The organism is Pseudomonas wadenswilerensis, from assembly GCF_900497695.1.
Taxonomy (GTDB): Bacteria; Pseudomonadota; Gammaproteobacteria; order Pseudomonadales; family Pseudomonadaceae; genus Aquipseudomonas; species Aquipseudomonas wadenswilerensis.
Map to the genome: position 1 here is coordinate 1 of NZ_UIDD01000005.1, position 16,374 is coordinate 16,374.

General features: G+C 62.1%; 13 protein-coding genes, 2 rRNA genes and 1 pseudogene. 10 read left to right on the forward strand and 6 right to left on the reverse strand.

The window, feature by feature from the left end; all coding sequences use genetic code 11:
* The 5 genes and pseudogenes from CCOS864_RS07215 to CCOS864_RS07235 form a co-directional block, all read left to right on the forward strand.
* A 23S ribosomal RNA gene (locus tag CCOS864_RS07215) occupies positions 1-393 on the forward strand; the annotation flags it as partial.
* A 146-nt stretch (positions 394-539) separates the two neighbouring features.
* Positions 540-655 (forward strand): 5S ribosomal RNA (gene rrf / locus CCOS864_RS07220).
* A 237-nt stretch (positions 656-892) separates the two neighbouring features.
* Positions 893-1,141 (forward strand): annotated as a pseudogene (locus tag CCOS864_RS07225) (nitrilase-related carbon-nitrogen hydrolase); the annotation flags it as partial.
* A 72-nt stretch (positions 1,142-1,213) separates the two neighbouring features.
* Positions 1,214-2,404, forward strand: coding sequence for a hypothetical protein (locus tag CCOS864_RS07230; RefSeq protein ID WP_115085705.1), 1,191 nt, complete (start codon positions 1,214-1,216; stop codon positions 2,402-2,404).
* Complete coding sequence (locus CCOS864_RS07235; protein ID WP_115085706.1) at positions 2,401-3,393, forward strand: asparaginase; 993 nt, start codon at positions 2,401-2,403, stop codon at positions 3,391-3,393. The genes CCOS864_RS07230 and CCOS864_RS07235 overlap by 4 nt, the downstream gene beginning before the upstream one ends.
* A 53-nt stretch (positions 3,394-3,446) precedes the next feature.
* Here CCOS864_RS07235 and CCOS864_RS07240 read toward each other — a convergent pair whose 3' ends face one another.
* Entirely contained in the window at positions 3,447-3,749 is a 303-nt protein-coding gene (locus CCOS864_RS07240) for a hypothetical protein (protein ID WP_115085966.1), read from the reverse strand.
* Between the two features lie 374 nt (positions 3,750-4,123).
* The gene (locus CCOS864_RS07245) at positions 4,124-4,786 is read right to left on the reverse strand and encodes an NADPH-dependent F420 reductase (RefSeq protein WP_115085707.1); all 663 of its coding nucleotides are present in this window, start codon (positions 4,784-4,786) and stop codon (positions 4,124-4,126) included.
* Positions 4,787-4,885: 99 nt separating this feature from the next.
* Between CCOS864_RS07245 and CCOS864_RS07250 the strand changes: the two genes are divergently transcribed.
* Complete coding sequence (locus CCOS864_RS07250) at positions 4,886-5,782, forward strand: LysR family transcriptional regulator (RefSeq protein WP_208644359.1); 897 nt, start codon at positions 4,886-4,888, stop codon at positions 5,780-5,782.
* Positions 5,783-5,844: 62 nt separating this feature from the next.
* Here CCOS864_RS07250 and CCOS864_RS07255 read toward each other — a convergent pair whose 3' ends face one another.
* Together CCOS864_RS07255 and CCOS864_RS07260 are read right to left on the reverse strand one after the other, a co-directional pair.
* The gene (locus CCOS864_RS07255; protein ID WP_115085708.1) at positions 5,845-7,092 is read right to left on the reverse strand and encodes a ribonucleotide-diphosphate reductase subunit beta; all 1,248 of its coding nucleotides are present in this window, start codon (positions 7,090-7,092) and stop codon (positions 5,845-5,847) included.
* A 234-nt stretch (positions 7,093-7,326) separates the two neighbouring features.
* A complete protein-coding gene (locus CCOS864_RS07260) occupies positions 7,327-10,215 on the reverse strand; it encodes a ribonucleoside-diphosphate reductase subunit alpha (protein WP_115085709.1) in 2,889 nt (962 codons plus the stop codon).
* Positions 10,216-10,979: 764 nt separating this feature from the next.
* Here CCOS864_RS07260 and CCOS864_RS07265 point away from each other — a divergent pair.
* From CCOS864_RS07265 to CCOS864_RS07275, 3 genes are read left to right on the forward strand one after another with little or no spacing between them, the layout of a single operon-like run.
* Positions 10,980-11,702: a response regulator gene (locus CCOS864_RS07265; RefSeq protein WP_115085710.1), complete on the forward strand. Its 723-nt coding sequence runs from the start codon at positions 10,980-10,982 to the stop codon at positions 11,700-11,702.
* Complete coding sequence (locus tag CCOS864_RS07270; RefSeq protein WP_115085711.1) at positions 11,699-13,315, forward strand: ATP-binding protein; 1,617 nt, start codon at positions 11,699-11,701, stop codon at positions 13,313-13,315. Before CCOS864_RS07265 ends, CCOS864_RS07270 begins: the two co-directional genes overlap by 4 nt.
* Positions 13,312-13,848, forward strand: a complete 537-nt coding sequence (locus CCOS864_RS07275) for an IucA/IucC family C-terminal-domain containing protein (protein ID WP_115085712.1) — start codon at positions 13,312-13,314, stop codon at positions 13,846-13,848. Before CCOS864_RS07270 ends, CCOS864_RS07275 begins: the two co-directional genes overlap by 4 nt.
* Before the next feature lie 3 nt (positions 13,849-13,851).
* Here the strand turns inward: CCOS864_RS07275 and CCOS864_RS07280 are convergent, their stop codons facing one another.
* Together CCOS864_RS07280 and CCOS864_RS07285 are read right to left on the reverse strand one after the other, a co-directional pair.
* Positions 13,852-14,553, reverse strand: coding sequence for a 4'-phosphopantetheinyl transferase family protein (locus CCOS864_RS07280; RefSeq protein ID WP_115085713.1), 702 nt, complete (start codon positions 14,551-14,553; stop codon positions 13,852-13,854).
* 184 nt (positions 14,554-14,737) lie between these two features.
* On the reverse strand, positions 14,738-15,529 hold the full coding sequence (locus tag CCOS864_RS07285) for a dienelactone hydrolase family protein (RefSeq protein ID WP_115085714.1): 792 nt from the start codon (positions 15,527-15,529) through the stop codon (positions 14,738-14,740).
* A gap of 142 nt (positions 15,530-15,671) precedes the next feature.
* Here CCOS864_RS07285 and CCOS864_RS07290 point away from each other — a divergent pair, with 142 nt between their 5' ends.
* On the forward strand, positions 15,672-16,274 hold the full coding sequence (locus tag CCOS864_RS07290) for an outer membrane protein (protein WP_115085715.1): 603 nt from the start codon (positions 15,672-15,674) through the stop codon (positions 16,272-16,274).
* The last annotated feature ends 100 nt before the right edge of the window (positions 16,275-16,374 follow it).

Sequence of the window (16,374 nt, forward strand, 5' to 3'; positions counted from 1 at the left end):
CATCACATCCTGGGGCTGAAGCCGGTCCCAAGGGTATGGCTGTTCGCCATTTAAAGTGGTACGCGAGCTGGGTTTAGAACGTCGTGAGACAGTTCGGTCCCTATCTGCCGTGGACGTTTGAGATTTGAGAGGGGCTGCTCCTAGTACGAGAGGACCGGAGTGGACGAACCTCTGGTGTTCCGGTTGTCACGCCAGTGGCATTGCCGGGTAGCTATGTTCGGAAGAGATAACCGCTGAAAGCATCTAAGCGGGAAACTTGCCTCAAGATGAGATCTCACTGGAGCCTTGAGCTCCCTGAAGGGCCGTCGAAGACTACGACGTTGATAGGTTGGGTGTGTAAGCGCTGTGAGGCGTTGAGCTAACCAATACTAATTGCCCGTGAGGCTTGACCATATAACACCCAAGCAATTTGCTGCTCCTAAATAAAGAGCAGGCCAAATTGCGGTAGTGAAGACTGCAAAGCCGAGAATTTGTAACTCACAAACATCACATACCCGATTCGCTGGAGTGTCTAACAAGACCTTCTGGCAACAGAATTTCTTGACGACCATAGAGCATTGGAACCACCTGATCCCATCCCGAACTCAGCAGTGAAACGATGCATCGCCGATGGTAGTGTGGGGTTTCCCCATGTGAGAGTAGGTCATCGTCAAGATTAAATTCCGAAACCCCTATCTGCGTACGCAGGTAGGGGTTTTGTCTTTCTGGCATTTGCCACTGTGGGAGCGGCGGTGCGATGCCTCGACTTGTCCCGCGATCCCCTTCTGTCAGCCACATCGCATCGCGGGGCAAGCCCGCTCCCACAGTAGCTTCAGACCCGCCTGACTGTCTTATCTAGCCGAGTGTCCGCTTAACTGGCGTCCCTCCCATAACGATAAGAAGGCCAACGCCCATGTCTGCAAATGCCGCCCCGATCAGTCCCGCCCGCGTCGCAGTCATCCAGTTCGACCCGCAGGTGGGTCTTGAACACTGCGACAACAACCTCTGCCATGGCCTGCAGCTCGCCGAACAAGCGGTTCGTGAGGGCGCCAATCTGATAGTCCTGCCTGAACTGACCAACACCGGCTACAGCTTCAATACCCGCGCCGAAGCCTGGGCTCACGCCGAAGCTCTGGCGGACGGCCCTAGCCTGAACAACTGGGGACGGACCGACCTCTACGGCTCGATGCTCGGTTATGACCTGCACCCAGCCTTGCCGCGCTAAGGAGGGGGGATGGACAACTCAATCAAAACCTCCCGTTCCACCTTCTGGCCTTTGCTGTTGTTGTGCCTGACGGTGTCGTTGGTCACCACGGTGCTGCTTGAAGTTATCAGCGGCCGCGCCGACGCCTGGATTGGCCAGTGGCCAGACTATGCGCACATGATGGCCAATCTTGGCGAGCCCTTGGCGCGTTTGCGCTGGGTCATCGGTGATATCAGTGAAGCGGCCTTCTACAAGCATGAGTTGCCGGCACTGGGCTTGCTGGCGGGCGCGGCCCTGGCTCATTGGGCCAACCGCAACGGCAAGCGTTGGCAAGGCTTCGCCATCTGTTACGGCACGGGCTTGTGGCCGTGGCTGGTGACCAGTTCGCTGCTGGGGTTGTGGTTCAGCCATGCGCTATGGGGCTGGACCTTGAACAGTGGCATCTGGCAACCAACCTTCGTGGCTTTCGTTTCGCTGCCGGCGGCCATGGTGCTGGTGTTCGGTGCGGGCTGGAAGGTGGCTTTCAATGGCGCGCTGATGGGCGCTTTGCTGGTCACGCCAGCCAGCCTGCTGTTGGTCAACTACCTGTGCTATCCCTTGAAGCTGCCAGTGGTAGTCGGCAATGTCGGCGGCATGGCGGTTGCCAGTGTCCTGGCGTTCATCTTGATCCGCCGATTTCCGCTGCTGGTGAGGTCAACCGCGTCGGGCTACACCCCACAAGCGCTCGGCCAGATCCAAACCGATTACGGCATCACCTGGACGTTGCGCCGGGTGCTGGCCGACTTCAGTGAAGCACCGTTCTTCGGCAATGAACTGGCGAGCCTCGGCTTGTTGCTGGGCGTATTGCTGGCCTACATCCTGTCACCCACTGGCCCTGCGTACGGCTCACAGCTGGTAGTGGAAATAGTGACAGGGCAAGCACTGGCATCCTTTGTCGGCGTGTTGATCTGGCGTAGGCAATGGATGCGCCAGGGCTGGTATCCAACCTATATCCCGATCGTCTCAGTTGTCCCGGCCGCCGTGCTGACCTTCGGCGGCAACTGGCAGGTGGTCGGGCTCAGTGCGGTCTTGGGAGCCCTTGTGGCTCCACCGTTGGCGGCCTCTATCAGCCAGCGCCTGCCAAGTCATATGCATGGCTTCATCGGTAATGTGCTGTCTATGGCTATTTCCACTTTGCTAGTTCTCCCCTTCATCAGCCTGGTTGCAGGAGGTGACGCATGACCCTGCCCACACTAGCCATAGGAACCCTCGGCGGTACCCTAAGCATGCTCCAGGCAGCAGCTGGCGAAGGTGTCACTCCGGGCCTGGACAGCACGCAGATGCTGGCCGACGCGCCGCAGCTTGCAAGCCTTGCGCGCATCTCGGCGAAAACCCTGCAGATGCTGCCCAGTGCATCGTTGTCGTTCATTCAACTGATCGATGTCTTGTACTGGGCCAAAGCCCAGGTGGAAGAGGGCGCACACGCTGTGGTGCTGACCCAGGGCACAGATACCCTGGAGGAAGTGGCGTACTTTCTCGAACTGCTCTGGCCCTTTGACGCGCCATTGATCCTGACCGGCGCCATGCGTGCGGCCAGCGAGCCCGGCGCCGATGGCCCGGCCAATCTGCTGGCGGCGGTGCAGGTGGCGCTGGATTCGCAGAGTCGTGGACGAGGCGTGCTGGTGGTGATCAATGATCAGATCCACGCCGCTGAACATGTGCGCAAAACCGAGAGCCTGGCTATGGCAGCATTCAGCTCACCGCACTTCGGCTGCGAAGGGTTGCTGATCGAGGGGCGCGCCTGCTATCTGAAGCCCGCCAGGCCTCGCCATCCCTTGCCCGAACCCTGGCGCCTGGATCAGCGTGTGGCGTTGCTGGAGGCTGATTTCGCCGCAGATACCCTGCTGCTCGAGCAAGTCGCCGGCCTGGGTTACGAAGGCCTGGTGATCGCCGGCTTTGGCGCCGGGCACGTGCCGGCAGCATGGGCCAAATGCGTGGGATACATCGTCACGAGAATGCCGGTCATTGTCGCCTCGCGAACCGGCTCCGGTCCTACGGCGCGCCACACCTATGGCTTCGAGGGTGGGGAAATGGACCTGCAACGCAAGGGCGCGCTGATGGCGGGGTTCTTGTGCCCGCGCAAATGCCGGGTGTTGCTGTGGGTGCTGATCGGCTGCGGGATGGATGACGAACTGGAGCACTGGCTGGAGGAGTATCGTCAGCCGCGGTGAAGGCAAGATCACGTGGGGCCGGGTGTCGGCCCCACGTGTCCTCGCAAGGGCGCTTAGACGAAGCGCTGAGGCACTACGCCGCGGGGCAGGCGGTTGCTGCCGGGCAGGGCGCTCAGGCGTGCACGCCAGCTGGCCTTGAAGCAGAACGTGCTGGGGCTGGGGCTGGCCTTGGCCATGCGTTGTTTACGCAGCTCTGCCAGGGACGGGGTGGATTTCTTGGCCGACGCAGGCGATTCCGTCTTGACCAGGGACCGCTGACACGACTTGCAGGAAACCTGGTCAGGGGTGGAGGTGCTGGTGAGGTTGTTACCGGCGCGACCGCAAGCGACTGCGTCGCCGCTGGTTGAGTAGTGCATTACCAAGCTGTACATCTCCAAACATATGAACAAAAGCCCCCTATTTTCGCACAGGTTGGCGGCGGATGCGGCGCCATCGTCAACGTCATGCTGGAGGCTTGAGTCAGAAGGTTGGAGAACAGCGTTGTTTACAGGGGAGAAATGGTACCGAGTGCGCCAATCGCAATGGCCAGCACCAGAAACCCTACGACGAAGAATGCAAGCTTACCCATTGAGCGCTCCAGATAGAGGTTTTGCGGTGCAGCGCCAGGCCGCACCCGCGAAATGCGCCCGGTAGAGCGGGGCGCAGGCGTATTTTCGCTCTGGCGCTGTTACCGAAACAGATGCAGATGGTGCTGCAAAATACGGATCAGATTTAACTGGAGCGCTGCAATTCAACGCCGCCAGGCACCTTCGGGCTTTTCAACCTCACGCTCGGCTTGCGCCAGGGCCAGCTTCAAGCCCTCTACATCAAAGGGGATGCAGTAAGCCGGCTTGGCCCGTTCGAACCGCCAGCTTTCATCCAGGCCTCCGGCATCGACGGCGTCGTAGCCCAGATCGTCGAGCAACTTGCTCACCGCTGACTTCGCTTCATCATCATCGCCGGCAATAGGCAGGGCACGCCGATCTGCCGCACCCCTGACACGTGCGTCTTTCTCCAGGTCCTGGGCAAGGATTGCATTGAACACCTTCACCACCCGCGAACCCGGCAGGTGCTCGGCAAGCAGGCGACTGGTCGTAGTCTCGAAGCGCTCCAGCGGGGGAAACTGACCGTCGCGGTCCGGGTAGTAGTTGTTGGCGTCCATGACGATCTTGCCCTCCAGCCACTGCGCGGGCACGCTGCGGTAGTGCGCGAAGGGAATCGCCACCAGTACCAGCTCAGCAAACCGTGCCGCATCTTCTGCACTGCCCACCTCGCAGCCCAGAATGCCGCTGCGCACGCTGCTCATGGTCTGCGGCCCACGTGAGTTACTGAGCATCACCTCATGCCCGGCTGCCAGCGCCAGCTGCGCTACTGCCCGACCGATAAAACCTGCCCCGATAATGCCGATACGCATGTCCTTGCTCCGTTGCGTGATAGGAGCGTTTATGATGATTGGCAACCAGATGGAGATAAATTAGCGGTCTGGATCAAGTGTCGTTACCAGGAGTGTTGAATGATGGATCGCCTGACCAGCATGGGCGCCTTTGTGATGGCGGCCGAAGCGGGCTCCTACGCCAGTGCAGCGCTGCGTCTGGGCATGTCGCCACAGATGGTCGCCAAGCATGTAGCTGCCCTGGAGCAACGCCTGGGCGCGCGCCTGCTCAACCGCACAACCCGCCGCCAGAGCCTGACCGAGCTTGGCAGCGCCTACTACGAGCGTTGCAAACACATCCTCAGCGAGGCGCAGGCGGCCGACTCCCTGGCGCAGATCATGAACGAAACGCCCCGTGGCAAGCTGAAGGTCAGTGCGCCGGTCACCTTCGGCTCCTACAGCCTGATGCCGCTGGTGACCGACTTTCTGCGCCTGTACCCCGAGGTCGAGATCGACCTGCACCTGACCGACCGCTTCGTCGACCTGGTAGAGGAGGGCTTCGAAGTGGCATTTCGCATCGGCCCACTGGGCACCTCCAGCTTGACCGCCAGGCCGCTTGCGCCCTACCGGCTGGTGACCTGCGCATCGCCGCGCTACCTGACCGCCCACGGCACCCCACGAACGCCAGCCGACCTCGAACAGCACGAATGCCTGGGCTACGCCTACTGGTCGCGCCCAGCCGACCGTGAATGGCAATTCGTCCAGGGCGATACGCTGCACAAGGTGCAGGTCGCCAGCCGTTTGCAGGTCAACGAGAGCAGGGCGCTGATGTCAGCGGCGCTGGATGGCTTCGGGATTGTGCTGGGGCCGGAAGACTTTCTGCGCCCGGCGCTGCAAAGTGGCGAGCTGGTGCGGGTGCTGGCTGACTACCAGCCGCCGAGCCGGCAGATGCATTTGCTCTATACGGCAAGCCGTCAGCGCACGGCCAAGCTTCGGTGCTTTGTCGAGACTGTACTTGGGCGTTTCGCTGAGGCTTGAGCAGGACAAATAAAAAAGGCTGCCTAGCGGCAGCCTTTTCTTGTAGAACATGAACAGGGAAATCAATCCCAGCTCAACGCCCCACCGGTCTGATACTCAATCACCCGAGTCTCGAAGAAGTTCTTCTCTTTCTTCAAGTCCATGATCTCGCTCATCCATGGGAACGGGTTGGTGGTACCTGGGTACTCTTCCTTCAGGCCGATCTGCGACAGGCGACGGTTGGCGATGAACTTGAGGTAGTCCTCCATCATCGCTGCGTTCATGCCCAGCACGCCGCGAGGCATGGTGTCGCGGGCATATTCGATTTCCAGCTGGGTGCCCTGCAGGATCATCTGCGAGGCTTCTTCCTTCATTTCGGCATCCCACAGGTGCGGGTTTTCGATCTTGATCTGGTTGATCACGTCGATACCGAAGTTCAGGTGCATGGATTCGTCACGCAGGATGTACTGGAACTGCTCGGCAACGCCGGTCATCTTGTTGCGACGACCCATGGACAGGATCTGGGTGAAGCCGCAGTAGAAGAAGATGCCTTCCAGGACGCAGTAGTAGGCGATCAGGTTGCGCAGCAGCTCTTTGTCGGTCTCGACGGTACCGGTGTTGAATTCCGGGTCGGAGATCGCGCGGGTGTAGCTCAGGCCCCAGGCGGCTTTTTTAGCGACCGACGGGATCTCGTGGTACATGTTGAAGATTTCGCCTTCATCCATGCCCAGCGATTCGATGCAGTACTGGTAGGCGTGGGTGTGGATCGCCTCTTCGAACGCCTGGCGCAGGATGTACTGGCGGCACTCGGGGTTGGTGATCAGGCGGTACACAGCCAGGGCCAGGTTGTTGGCAACCAGGGAGTCGGCGGTGGAGAAGAAGCCCAGGTTGCGCATGACGATACGACGCTCGTCGTCGGTCAGGCCTTCCGGGTTTTTCCACAGGGCGATGTCCGCGGTCATGTTGACCTCTTGCGGCATCCAGTGGTTGGCGCAACCGTCCAGGTACTTCTGCCAGGCCCAGTCGTACTTGAAAGGCACCAGCTGGTTGAGGTCGGCGCGGCAGTTGATCATGCGCTTTTCGTCAACCGCGACACGGGCAGCGGAACCTTCCAGCTCAGCCAGGCCTTCGGCGATGTCGAGTTGGTCCAGGGCAGCCTTGGCGCGTTTGACCGCTTCGGAGTCTTCGGCAGTTACGGCGCGAGCTTCCAGGGCAGCAACACCGCCGGCGTTGTCGAGCTTGTCGATGCCTGCGGCAGCAGCTTGAGTGGCGGTAGTGCCTTTGGCGGCTTCTTCGCCTTCGTCTTTATCGAATTCGTCCCAGCTCAGCATGGTGGGTCTCCTGCTTGAGGGCCATATCAGTATGGCCGGTGGATCTTGGTTGCGGTGCTTGCGGTTGGTACTGCGGTGCACGCAAAAACTTGGAATGCTTCCCGGGGCTGAGGCCCTCGGGGGAGGTCGGGGTGGCCCCGACCTTGTTGTTCGGCCTGGCGAAGAGGGCGGCAGGGCCGGCCCTATCGCTGGCAAAGCCAGCTCCCACAGGAGAGCTGGCCAGCTTTCAGGCGCTTATTGGCAGGCTTCGCAATCCGGCTCGTCGATCGCGCAAGCCTTCGGTACCGGAGCAGGGCCGGCTGGCGCTGCTTGTACCGGGGCGCTGTCGCCACCGCTGGAAACGGCGTTGAGCTTGCCGGTGTTGATGGTCGACTTCTCGGTGCTGGTCGCGGCCAGGGCACGGAGGTAGTAGGTGGTTTTCAGACCACGGTACCAGGCCATGCGGTAGGTCACGTCGAGCTTCTTGCCCGAGGCGCCGGCGATGTACAGGTTCAGCGACTGGGCCTGGTCGATCCACTTCTGACGACGGCTGGCGGCGTCGACGATCCACTTGGTTTCCACTTCGAAGGCAGTCGCGTAGAGGTCTTTGAGCTCTTGCGGGATGCGCTCGATCTGCTGCACCGAACCGTCGTAGTACTTCAGGTCGTTGATCATGACCGAGTCCCACAGGCCGCGGGCTTTCAGGTCGCGAACCAGGTACGGGTTGATCACGGTGAATTCGCCCGAGAGGTTCGACTTCACGTACAGGTTCTGGTAGGTCGGCTCGATGGACTGCGATACGCCGGTGATGTTGGCGATGGTCGCGGTCGGCGCGATGGCCATGATGTTCGAGTTACGAATACCTTTTTGTACACGGGCACGCACCGGTGCCCAGTCCAGGGTCTCGTTCAGGTCGACGTCGATGTACTTCTGGCCACGGGCTTCGATCAGGATCTGTTGCGAATCCAGCGGCAGGATGCCTTTGGACCACAGCGAGCCCTGGAAGGTCTCGTAGGCGCCACGCTCGTCGGCCAGGTCACAGGAAGCCTGGATGGCGAAGTAGCTGACCGCTTCCATCGACTTGTCGGCGAACTCGACGGCAGCGTCGGAGCCATAAGCGATGTGCTGCAGGTACAGCGCGTCCTGGAAGCCCATGATGCCCAGGCCGACCGGACGGTGCTTGAAGTTCGAGTTACGCGCTTGCGGCACCGAGTAGTAGTTGATGTCGATCACGTTGTCGAGCATGCGCACGGCGGTGTTGACGGTGCGTTGCAGCTTGGTGGTGTCCAGCTTGCCATCGACGATGTGGTTCGGCAGGTTGATCGAGCCCAGGTTGCAGACCGCGATCTCGTCCTTGTTGGTGTTCAGGGTGATCTCGGTGCACAGGTTCGAGCTGTGGACCACGCCCACGTGCTGCTGCGGCGAACGCAGGTTGCACGGATCCTTGAAGGTCAGCCATGGGTGGCCGGTCTCGAACAGCATCGAGAGCATCTTGCGCCACAGGTCTTTGGCCTGGATGGTCTTGAACACCTTGATCTTGTTGTACTCGGTCAGGGCTTCGTAGTACTCGTAGCGCTCTTCGAAGGCCTTGCCGGTCAGGTCGTGCAGGTCTGGCACTTCCGATGGCGAGAACAGGGTCCACTTGCCGTCATCGAAGACGCGCTTCATGAACAGGTCAGGGATCCAGTTGGCGGTGTTCATGTCGTGGGTACGACGACGGTCATCACCGGTGTTCTTGCGCAGCTCGATGAATTCTTCGATGTCCAGGTGCCAGGTTTCCAGGTAGGCACAGACAGCGCCCTTGCGCTTGCCACCCTGGTTAACGGCGACGGCGGTGTCGTTGACCACTTTCAGGAAAGGTACGACGCCCTGGGATTTACCGTTGGTGCCCTTGATGTAGGAGCCCAGTGCGCGCACAGGGGTCCAGTCGTTGCCCAGGCCACCGGCGAATTTCGACAGCATGGCGTTGTCGTGGATCGCGTGGTAGATGCCCGACAGGTCGTCCGGCACGGTGGTCAGGTAGCAGCTCGACAGCTGTGGACGCAGGGTACCGGCGTTGAACAGGGTCGGGGTCGAAGCCATGTAGTCGAACGACGACAACAGGTTGTAGAACTCGATGGCACGGGCTTCTTTTTCTTTCTCTTCCAGCGCCAGGCCCATGGCCACGCGCATGAAGAACACCTGAGGCAGCTCGAAGCGTACGCCATCCTTGTGGATGAAGTAGCGGTCGTACAGGGTCTGCAGGCCCAGGTAGGTGAATTGCTGGTCACGCTCGTGGTTGATCGCCTTGCCCAGTTTTTCCAGGTCGAAGTCGGCCAGAGCAGGGTTCAGCAGTTCGAACTCGACACCCTTGGCGATGTAGGCAGGCAGGGCCTTGGCGTACAGGTCGGCCATCTCGTGGTGGGTGGCGCTGTCGGCAACTTCGAGGAAACCCAGGCCTTCGGCGCGCAGGGTGTCCATCAGCAGGCGGGCGGTGACGAACGAGTAGTTCGGCTCACGCTCGACCAGGGTGCGGGCGGTCATCACCAGGGCGGTGTTGACGTCGGTGATGGCCACGCCGTCGTAGAGGTTCTTCAGGGTTTCGCGCTGGATCAGCTCGCCATCGACTTCGGCCAGGCCTTCGCAGGCTTCGCTGATGATGGTGTTCAGGCGGTTCATGTCCAGCGGCGCCAGGCTGCCGTCGGCCAGGGTGATGCGGATGCTTGGGTGCGGCTGGACGCTGGCGTCTTCGGCGTGGCCACGGGTGGCACGCTCCTTGGCACGCTGGTCGCGGTAGATCACGTAGTCACGGGCGACTTTCTGCTCGCCGGCACGCATCAGAGCCAGTTCGACCTGGTCCTGGATTTCTTCGATGTGGATGGTGCCGCCCGAAGGCATGCGACGCTTGAAGGTCGCGGTGACCTGTTCGGTCAGGCGGGCAACGGTGTCGTGGATGCGCGACGAGGCGGCAGCGGTGCCGCCTTCAACTGCGAGGAACGCTTTGGTGATGGCCACGGTGATCTTGTCATCGGTGTAGGCGACGACAGTGCCGTTACGCTTGATCACGCGCAGTTGGCCCGGGGCGGTGGCAGCCAGATCCTGGTTCGAATCAGCGGCCTGCGGCGCCTTGGCCTGCGGGTTCTCGCGAGTTGTGTCGGTTTGCATGGGTGTCTCCACGTTCTCTAAGTATGTTTAGGCGCTTGGTGAGCGCCAACCGTTCCGTCCGAAAGCTCAACAACCGACCCCGAGGGCGCGCAGGAACGAGAGTTCCGGCATGCCGCACAGGTCGGGCATACTCACTTCGGGACAGTTCAGGAATTAGGGCAAATGCTTGCCGCTCCCTGGCCGAAGTCAAAGGTCTTGAATCTACGACTCAAAACTGTTGCTGTCGGGTGTGCCGTTGGCCTCACCCGTACCCGAAACAACACCCTCCAGGGGTTTGCACCGGTCGCCTCCGCAGGAGCGGTTTGGCTGCTGATCTCTTCTAAAATTCAAGCAAAAAATCTACCCGTTGAGGGCTTGAGTTCTCTGCTTGACTTGTGCTTGGGATTTTCAGGAAACCCCAAGATGTAGTGTTTTGTTTCGCTGGGGATACAAGATAATGCGGTCTTGGGGGTAATGCAAGGTCGGGGTCTGTGGATAACTTGTGCGTATTTTGTGAGTGATTTCACTCAACCCCTTGTAGGCCGCGTCTTAGCGCGGCATGACCGGCTGTCACCGATTTTTTCGCAGGTCTTAAGGCCGCAGGCCGATTTTGCGGGCGCGAACCCTATCACAAAAAATCGGCTTGTCCGAGCGGCTTTCCCGCAGGTTTTTAACCGCTTGCAACGGCGGTTGGCAGGCGCGGGTGCCCGACGTAGTATCCGGGGCCAATGTTGCCTTTTGGTGAAGTGGGCACTCTTTATAACAACAAGCTGTTGAGGTGAGCCGTGGAGCAGAGCAGTCGGGTATTGATCGTCGAGGATGACCAGCGGCTGGCCGACCTGACCCGTGAATACCTGCAGGCCAATGGCTTTGCCGTGGAAGTGGAGGGCGATGGCGCCCGGGCGGCGGCGCGGATTATTGCCGAGCAGCCGGACCTGGTGATCCTCGACCTGATGCTGCCCGGCGAGGACGGCCTGAGCATCTGCCGCAAGGTGCGCCAACAGTACCCCGGGCCGATCCTGATGCTGACCGCGCGCAGCGACGACCTTGATCAGATCCAGGGCCTGGACCTGGGCGCCGACGACTACGTATGCAAGCCGGTGCGCCCGCGCTTGCTGCTGGCACGCATCAATGCCCTGTTGCGCCGCAGCGAGGCGCCGGCTGAGGCGCAAGCGCTGCAAGCCCTGCAGTTCGGCCCGCTGCGGGTCGACAACACCCTGCGCGAGGCCTGGCTGTACGACAGCGGTATCGAACTGACCAGCGCCGAATTCGACCTTTTATGGCTGCTGGTGAGCAACGCCGGGCGCACCTTGTCGCGCGAAGAGATCTTCACTTCCCTGCGCGGCGTCGGCTATGACGGCCAGGACCGCTCCATTGATGTGCGTATTTCGCGCATCCGTCCGAAAATAGGCGACGACCCGGAGCACCCGCGGATGATCAAGACCATCCGCAGCAAAGGTTACCTGTTCGTCCGCGAAGCGGCCGAAGCCATGGGCCAGGTGCAATGAACTCGATCTTCCTGCGCATCTATGGCGGCATGCTCGCCGCCCTGGTGCTGGTGGCGGTGCTGGGCGTGCTCAGCCTGCATCTGCTCAACGAGGTGCGCGCCGGCCAGTACCGCGAGCGCCTAGCCCACGGCACCTTTACCCTGATGGCTGACAACCTGGCGCCACTGGACGCTGTCGAGCGCAAGCGCGCCCTGCTGATCTGGGAGCGCCTGCTGGGGATTCCGCTGGAGTTGCAGGTGCTGAGCAGCACTGCCCTCGACGGCAGCCAGCGCAGCCAGTTGCAGCGCGGCCAGGTATTGGTCGAGAAGACCGGCCCGCACGCGGCCAAGGTGCTGCGTCAGGTCGGTGACCAGGATTTGCTGCTGGTTGGCGAAGTGCAGCAGATCAGCGAGCAACTGGCCCGTGCCACTATCTACCTGTTGGCCGATGAGCTGGTGCGCTACCCGGTGGCCGAGCAGCCCCAGCGCCTGGCCGCACTCAAGCAGAGCAAGGGTTTTGGCTTCGACCTGCGCCTGCAGCGGGTCAGCCAGACCAACATGGACGAAGACCAGCGCCGACGCATCGACGAAGGCGACACGGTGATGGCCCTGGGCAAGGACGGCAACTCGATCCGTGTGTTCGCCGGCCTGGTCGGTACGCCCTGGGTGCTGGAAATCGGCCCGCTGTACCAGATGAACCCCTATCCGCCGCAACTGCTGGTGCTGATTGCGGTGCTGGGCCTGTGCCTGATCGGCCTGATCGTCTACCTGCTGGTGCGCCAGCTGGAACGGCGCCTGTCCGGGCTTGAAGCCGCCGCAACGCTGATTGCCCAGGGCAGCCTGGAAACCCGCGTAGCCGCCGACGACGCCGATTCGGTCGGGCGCCTGGCCGCGGCGTTCAATGGCATGGCCGAACACCTGCAGCGCTCGCTGACCATCCAGCGCGAGCTGGTGCGGGCGGTGTCCCACGAACTGCGCACGCCGGTAGCGCGCCTGCGCTTTGGCCTGGAAATGATCGCCAGCGCCAGCAATGACCAGGCCCGGGACAAGTACCTGACCGGCATGGATGGCGATATCCAGGACCTGGACAAGCTGGTCGATGAGATGCTCACCTACGCGCGCCTGGAGCAGGGCGCGCCGGCCCTGCATTTCCAGCGGGTCGACCTGGATGCCTTGCTCGACCAGGTGATCGCTGAACTGGCGCCGCTGCGCCGCGAGGTGCGGGTGCTGCGTGGCCCGTGCCAGGGCGGTGAAAAAGGCCCGGACGGGCAGGGACCGTGGGTCGAGGCCGAGCCGCGCTACCTGCACCGGGCGTTGCAAAACCTGGTCAGCAACGCCATGCGCCACGCCGAATCGCAGGTCAGCCTCAGCTATCAGTTGGGTCTGCAGCGTTGCCGGATCGATGTCGAGGACGATGGCCCCGGCGTGCCGGAAAGCGTCTGGGAGCGCATCTTCACCCCCTTCACCCGCCTCGATGACAGCCGCACCCGCGCTTCGGGCGGGCATGGCCTGGGCTTGTCGATCGTGCGGCGGATCATCTATTGGCATGGCGGGCGAGCGTCAGTGGGGCACAGCGAGCGCCTGGGCGGCGCCTGCTTCAGCCTGAACTGGCCGCGCAATCAGGACGGCGCATGAGTTCGCCGATTGCCCTGCAGGCTTTGCTCGACCAAGCACGGTTCGACCCTCTGCTGCTGGCGCTTTATGGCCCCCAGTTGATGCCTGCGCAACGGCCGGTGCTGGTGTCGCAGTGGTCGAAGTATTACTTCGCACTGGTCTGGCGGATGTTGGGCGAGGGCGAACCCTTGTCGGCTTTCAGCGATACCGCGGTGCAGGTGGATGCGCGCGGTTTGCCGGTCACGCTGGTCACCGAAGCAACACCGTGCCAGGACCTGTTCGCTGAGCATCTGCAACCGTTGGTTGTGCGCCTGGCCGAGCTGGGACCGGTTTCGATGGCGGTGTTGTGGGGCAATGCCGGCGATTGCCTGGATCAGGCGCTGCAAGGCAGGGGGGACAGCTCAGGATTGCAGGTGCTGCTGCAAACGCCCGGCAGCCCCTTGTATGCCGCTGTCAGCCAGGATGCTGCGGGCCGGCGTCGGCGGCGTACCTGCTGCCTGAGTTACAAGGTCGACTGGGTCGGGCATTGCGAGCACTGCCCGCTACTGCCCTGAAGCTCAGACGCTGACCAGGCTCAACAGTTGATCATCCTGCAGGCAGAACTGCCCTTCCAGCTCGCGGCCGTGGTGCCACTGCGCCGACAGGTCGGTCAGCAGACGCAAGCGCGCATGGCCGTCGGCGGACCACTCCAGCACTTCGGCGTGCTCGAAATAGAAGCGCTGCCTGACGATCGGATAGAGCGCCTTGAACAGGCTTTCTTTCAGCGAGAAGGTCAGGGTCACGCTCAGGCCCACCTGGCTGGGGTTCATGCGCTGCATTTCGGCTTCGGTGAGAATCTCCCGGGCCAGGCGCTCGGCGCGTTCGTCGCTGAGCAGGCTTTCCTGATCCAGGCCCAGGCCCTGGCAATCGCTGTTGCGCGCCACCACCGCGGCGGCCCAGCCTTTGCCGTGGGTGATCGAGCCACTGATACCGGCCGGCCAGATGGGGGCGCGGTCTTCGTCAGTGCCCGGGACATAGTCGCGGCCATCGAGCTGCATCAAGGCCGCGCGGGCGCACACCCGGCCAGCCAGGTACTCGGCCTGGCGCTTGGCCACCGAGCGTTGCAGGCTGGCGGTCTGTTCGATACCGGCGCGGCTGAAGTCGTCGCTGGCGAGCAGGGCCGGGTCGAACGGGCAACTGACCAGAATCGCGCCGGGGACCGGACGCGGCAGGGGCCAGTGGTGCAGGAGCGGGGCGCAGCAGGTGGGCAGTCGATTCATGGCCGCTATTGTGCCGTGGTGCGGGAGGGCTGACCAGATACCTTGCACGGGCCGTTCTTGTGGGAGCTGGCTTGCCAGCGATCGAGCGCAACGCGCTCGCGATTCAGGCAGTGCATTCTGCGTCGATTGCACCGGCCACATCGCTGGCAAGCCAGCTCCCACAGAGTGCTTCACCGTGTTCGGTTTACTTGAAGATCTTCTTGAAGAACGCCTGCAGATCCGCCCACGAGCTTTCATCTGCGGCCTTGTTATAGCCAATATCCGGTCCGCCATGCCCGCCATGGCTCAGGCGGTCGGCATCCGGATTGGTAAAACCATGCCTGGCTCCGGGAATACTGACGAACTCATAGCTCGCCCCGGACGCGTCCATTTCTTCCTTGAATTTCTCCACCTGCTCCGGCGTCACCATGCTGTCTTTGGCGCCGTGCTCGACCAGCACCTTGGCTTTGACGCTGCCCGGCGTCGCCGGCGTGTTGGTCACCAGCGCACCATGGAAACTGGCCACACCGGCCAGCGCTTCGCCGCGGCGCGCGGCGTCGAGCACCACCTTGCCGCCGAAGCAGTAGCCGATGGCGGCGATCTGCGTGGTATCGGTCTGCGGCTGAATCTTCAGCAGCTCAACCCCGGCATCAAAGCGCTCGGCCGCCGCATCCGGGTCTTTAAGCGCGGCGGCCATGAAGGCCTGGGCATCGGCCGGGTGCTCGGTGGTCTTGCCGTCACCATACATGTCGATGGCCAGGGCGCTGTAGCCAAGCCCGGCAAGGTCGCGGGCGCGGCGCTTGGCATAGTCGTTGAGCCCCCACCATTCATGCACCACCACCACGCCCGGGCGCTTGCCCTCGGCGGCGTCGTCGTAGGCGTAGTAGCCGACCAGGCGCTTGCCGTCGGCGTCCTGGTAGGGGATCTCACGGGTTTGCACCGCCGCCTGGGCCAGGCTGGCGGCACCGATCAGGGCCAGAGCGAGCAGACAACGCATGGTCGTACTCCTTACTTGCAGTCGGTTTTGCACTCAGTGCAGCTGTTCAGCCGAGGTTCAGCCTGGGTTCAGCGGCGGTTCAGGACGGCTTGCTTACTCTAGCTTCCACACCAACACAGTGCATCACCTGGAGTACCACACGATGAAAAAGCTCAACACCCTGCTGCTCACCGTTGCTTTCCTTGGCGCCAGCGCCGCCGCCCAGGCCGCTGACACCACCTTCGCCGGCGTCACCTATGGTCAGACCAGCGACAAGATGAAAAAGTCCGGCCTGCTGACCCGCAACACTGATCACCTGAACACCGACGGCATCATCAGCAAGGACAGCACCTACGGCATCCGCGTCGGCCAGATGAACGACCAGGGCCGCTACTACCTCACCTACGACAACGTCTCCAACGACCACAGCGGCCTGAAAGTGCGCCAGGAAAACCTGCTGGGCAGCTACGACCTGTTCTACCCGCTGGGCAGCACCACCAAGCTGTTCGGTGGCGCCAGCGCCGGCCTGACCAAGATGAGCATGGAGTCCTCCGGCTACAGCCGCGACACCGACACCGGCTACGCCATCGGCCTGCAAGCCGGCGTGTTGCAGCAAGTCAGCGACAATGCCTCGGTGGAACTGGGCTACCGTTACCTGCGCAGCAACGCCAGCACCGAGCTGTCCGAACATGATGGTCCGAAAGTCGGCAGCCTGCGCCTGAACAGCAGCGCCCAGACCTACCTGTCGGCCAACTACGCGTTCTAAGTCGCCTGGCGATGTCCGAACCGGCCTGCATGCGCACGGCCGGTTCGCTGTTATTCTGCATTCGGTCTACAAAACTGACTGGCCAATGAAGGCCGGCACG

What these genes read in the sequence shown, in the direction of transcription:
- CCOS864_RS07280 (WP_115085713.1), bottom strand. Translation starts at nt 14,553, where the DNA reads ATGAATCGACTGCCCACCTGCTGCGCCCCGCTCCTGCACCACTGGCCC.
- CCOS864_RS07260 (WP_115085709.1), bottom strand. Translation starts at nt 10,215, where the DNA reads ATGCAAACCGACACAACTCGCGAGAACCCGCAGGCCAAGGCGCCGCAG.
- CCOS864_RS07290 (WP_115085715.1), top strand. Translation starts at nt 15,672, where the DNA reads ATGAAAAAGCTCAACACCCTGCTGCTCACCGTTGCTTTCCTTGGCGCC.
- CCOS864_RS07255 (WP_115085708.1), bottom strand. Translation starts at nt 7,092, where the DNA reads ATGCTGAGCTGGGACGAATTCGATAAAGACGAAGGCGAAGAAGCCGCC.
- CCOS864_RS07240 (WP_115085966.1), bottom strand. Translation starts at nt 3,749, where the DNA reads ATGCACTACTCAACCAGCGGCGACGCAGTCGCTTGCGGTCGCGCCGGT.
- CCOS864_RS07285 (WP_115085714.1), bottom strand. Translation starts at nt 15,529, where the DNA reads ATGCGTTGTCTGCTCGCTCTGGCCCTGATCGGTGCCGCCAGCCTGGCC.
- CCOS864_RS07270 (WP_115085711.1), top strand. Translation starts at nt 11,699, where the DNA reads ATGAACTCGATCTTCCTGCGCATCTATGGCGGCATGCTCGCCGCCCTG.
- CCOS864_RS07235 (WP_115085706.1), top strand. Translation starts at nt 2,401, where the DNA reads ATGACCCTGCCCACACTAGCCATAGGAACCCTCGGCGGTACCCTAAGC.
- CCOS864_RS07245 (WP_115085707.1), bottom strand. Translation starts at nt 4,786, where the DNA reads ATGCGTATCGGCATTATCGGGGCAGGTTTTATCGGTCGGGCAGTAGCG.
- CCOS864_RS07230 (WP_115085705.1), top strand. Translation starts at nt 1,214, where the DNA reads ATGGACAACTCAATCAAAACCTCCCGTTCCACCTTCTGGCCTTTGCTG.
- CCOS864_RS07275 (WP_115085712.1), top strand. Translation starts at nt 13,312, where the DNA reads ATGAGTTCGCCGATTGCCCTGCAGGCTTTGCTCGACCAAGCACGGTTC.
- CCOS864_RS07250 (WP_208644359.1), top strand. Translation starts at nt 4,886, where the DNA reads ATGATGGATCGCCTGACCAGCATGGGCGCCTTTGTGATGGCGGCCGAA.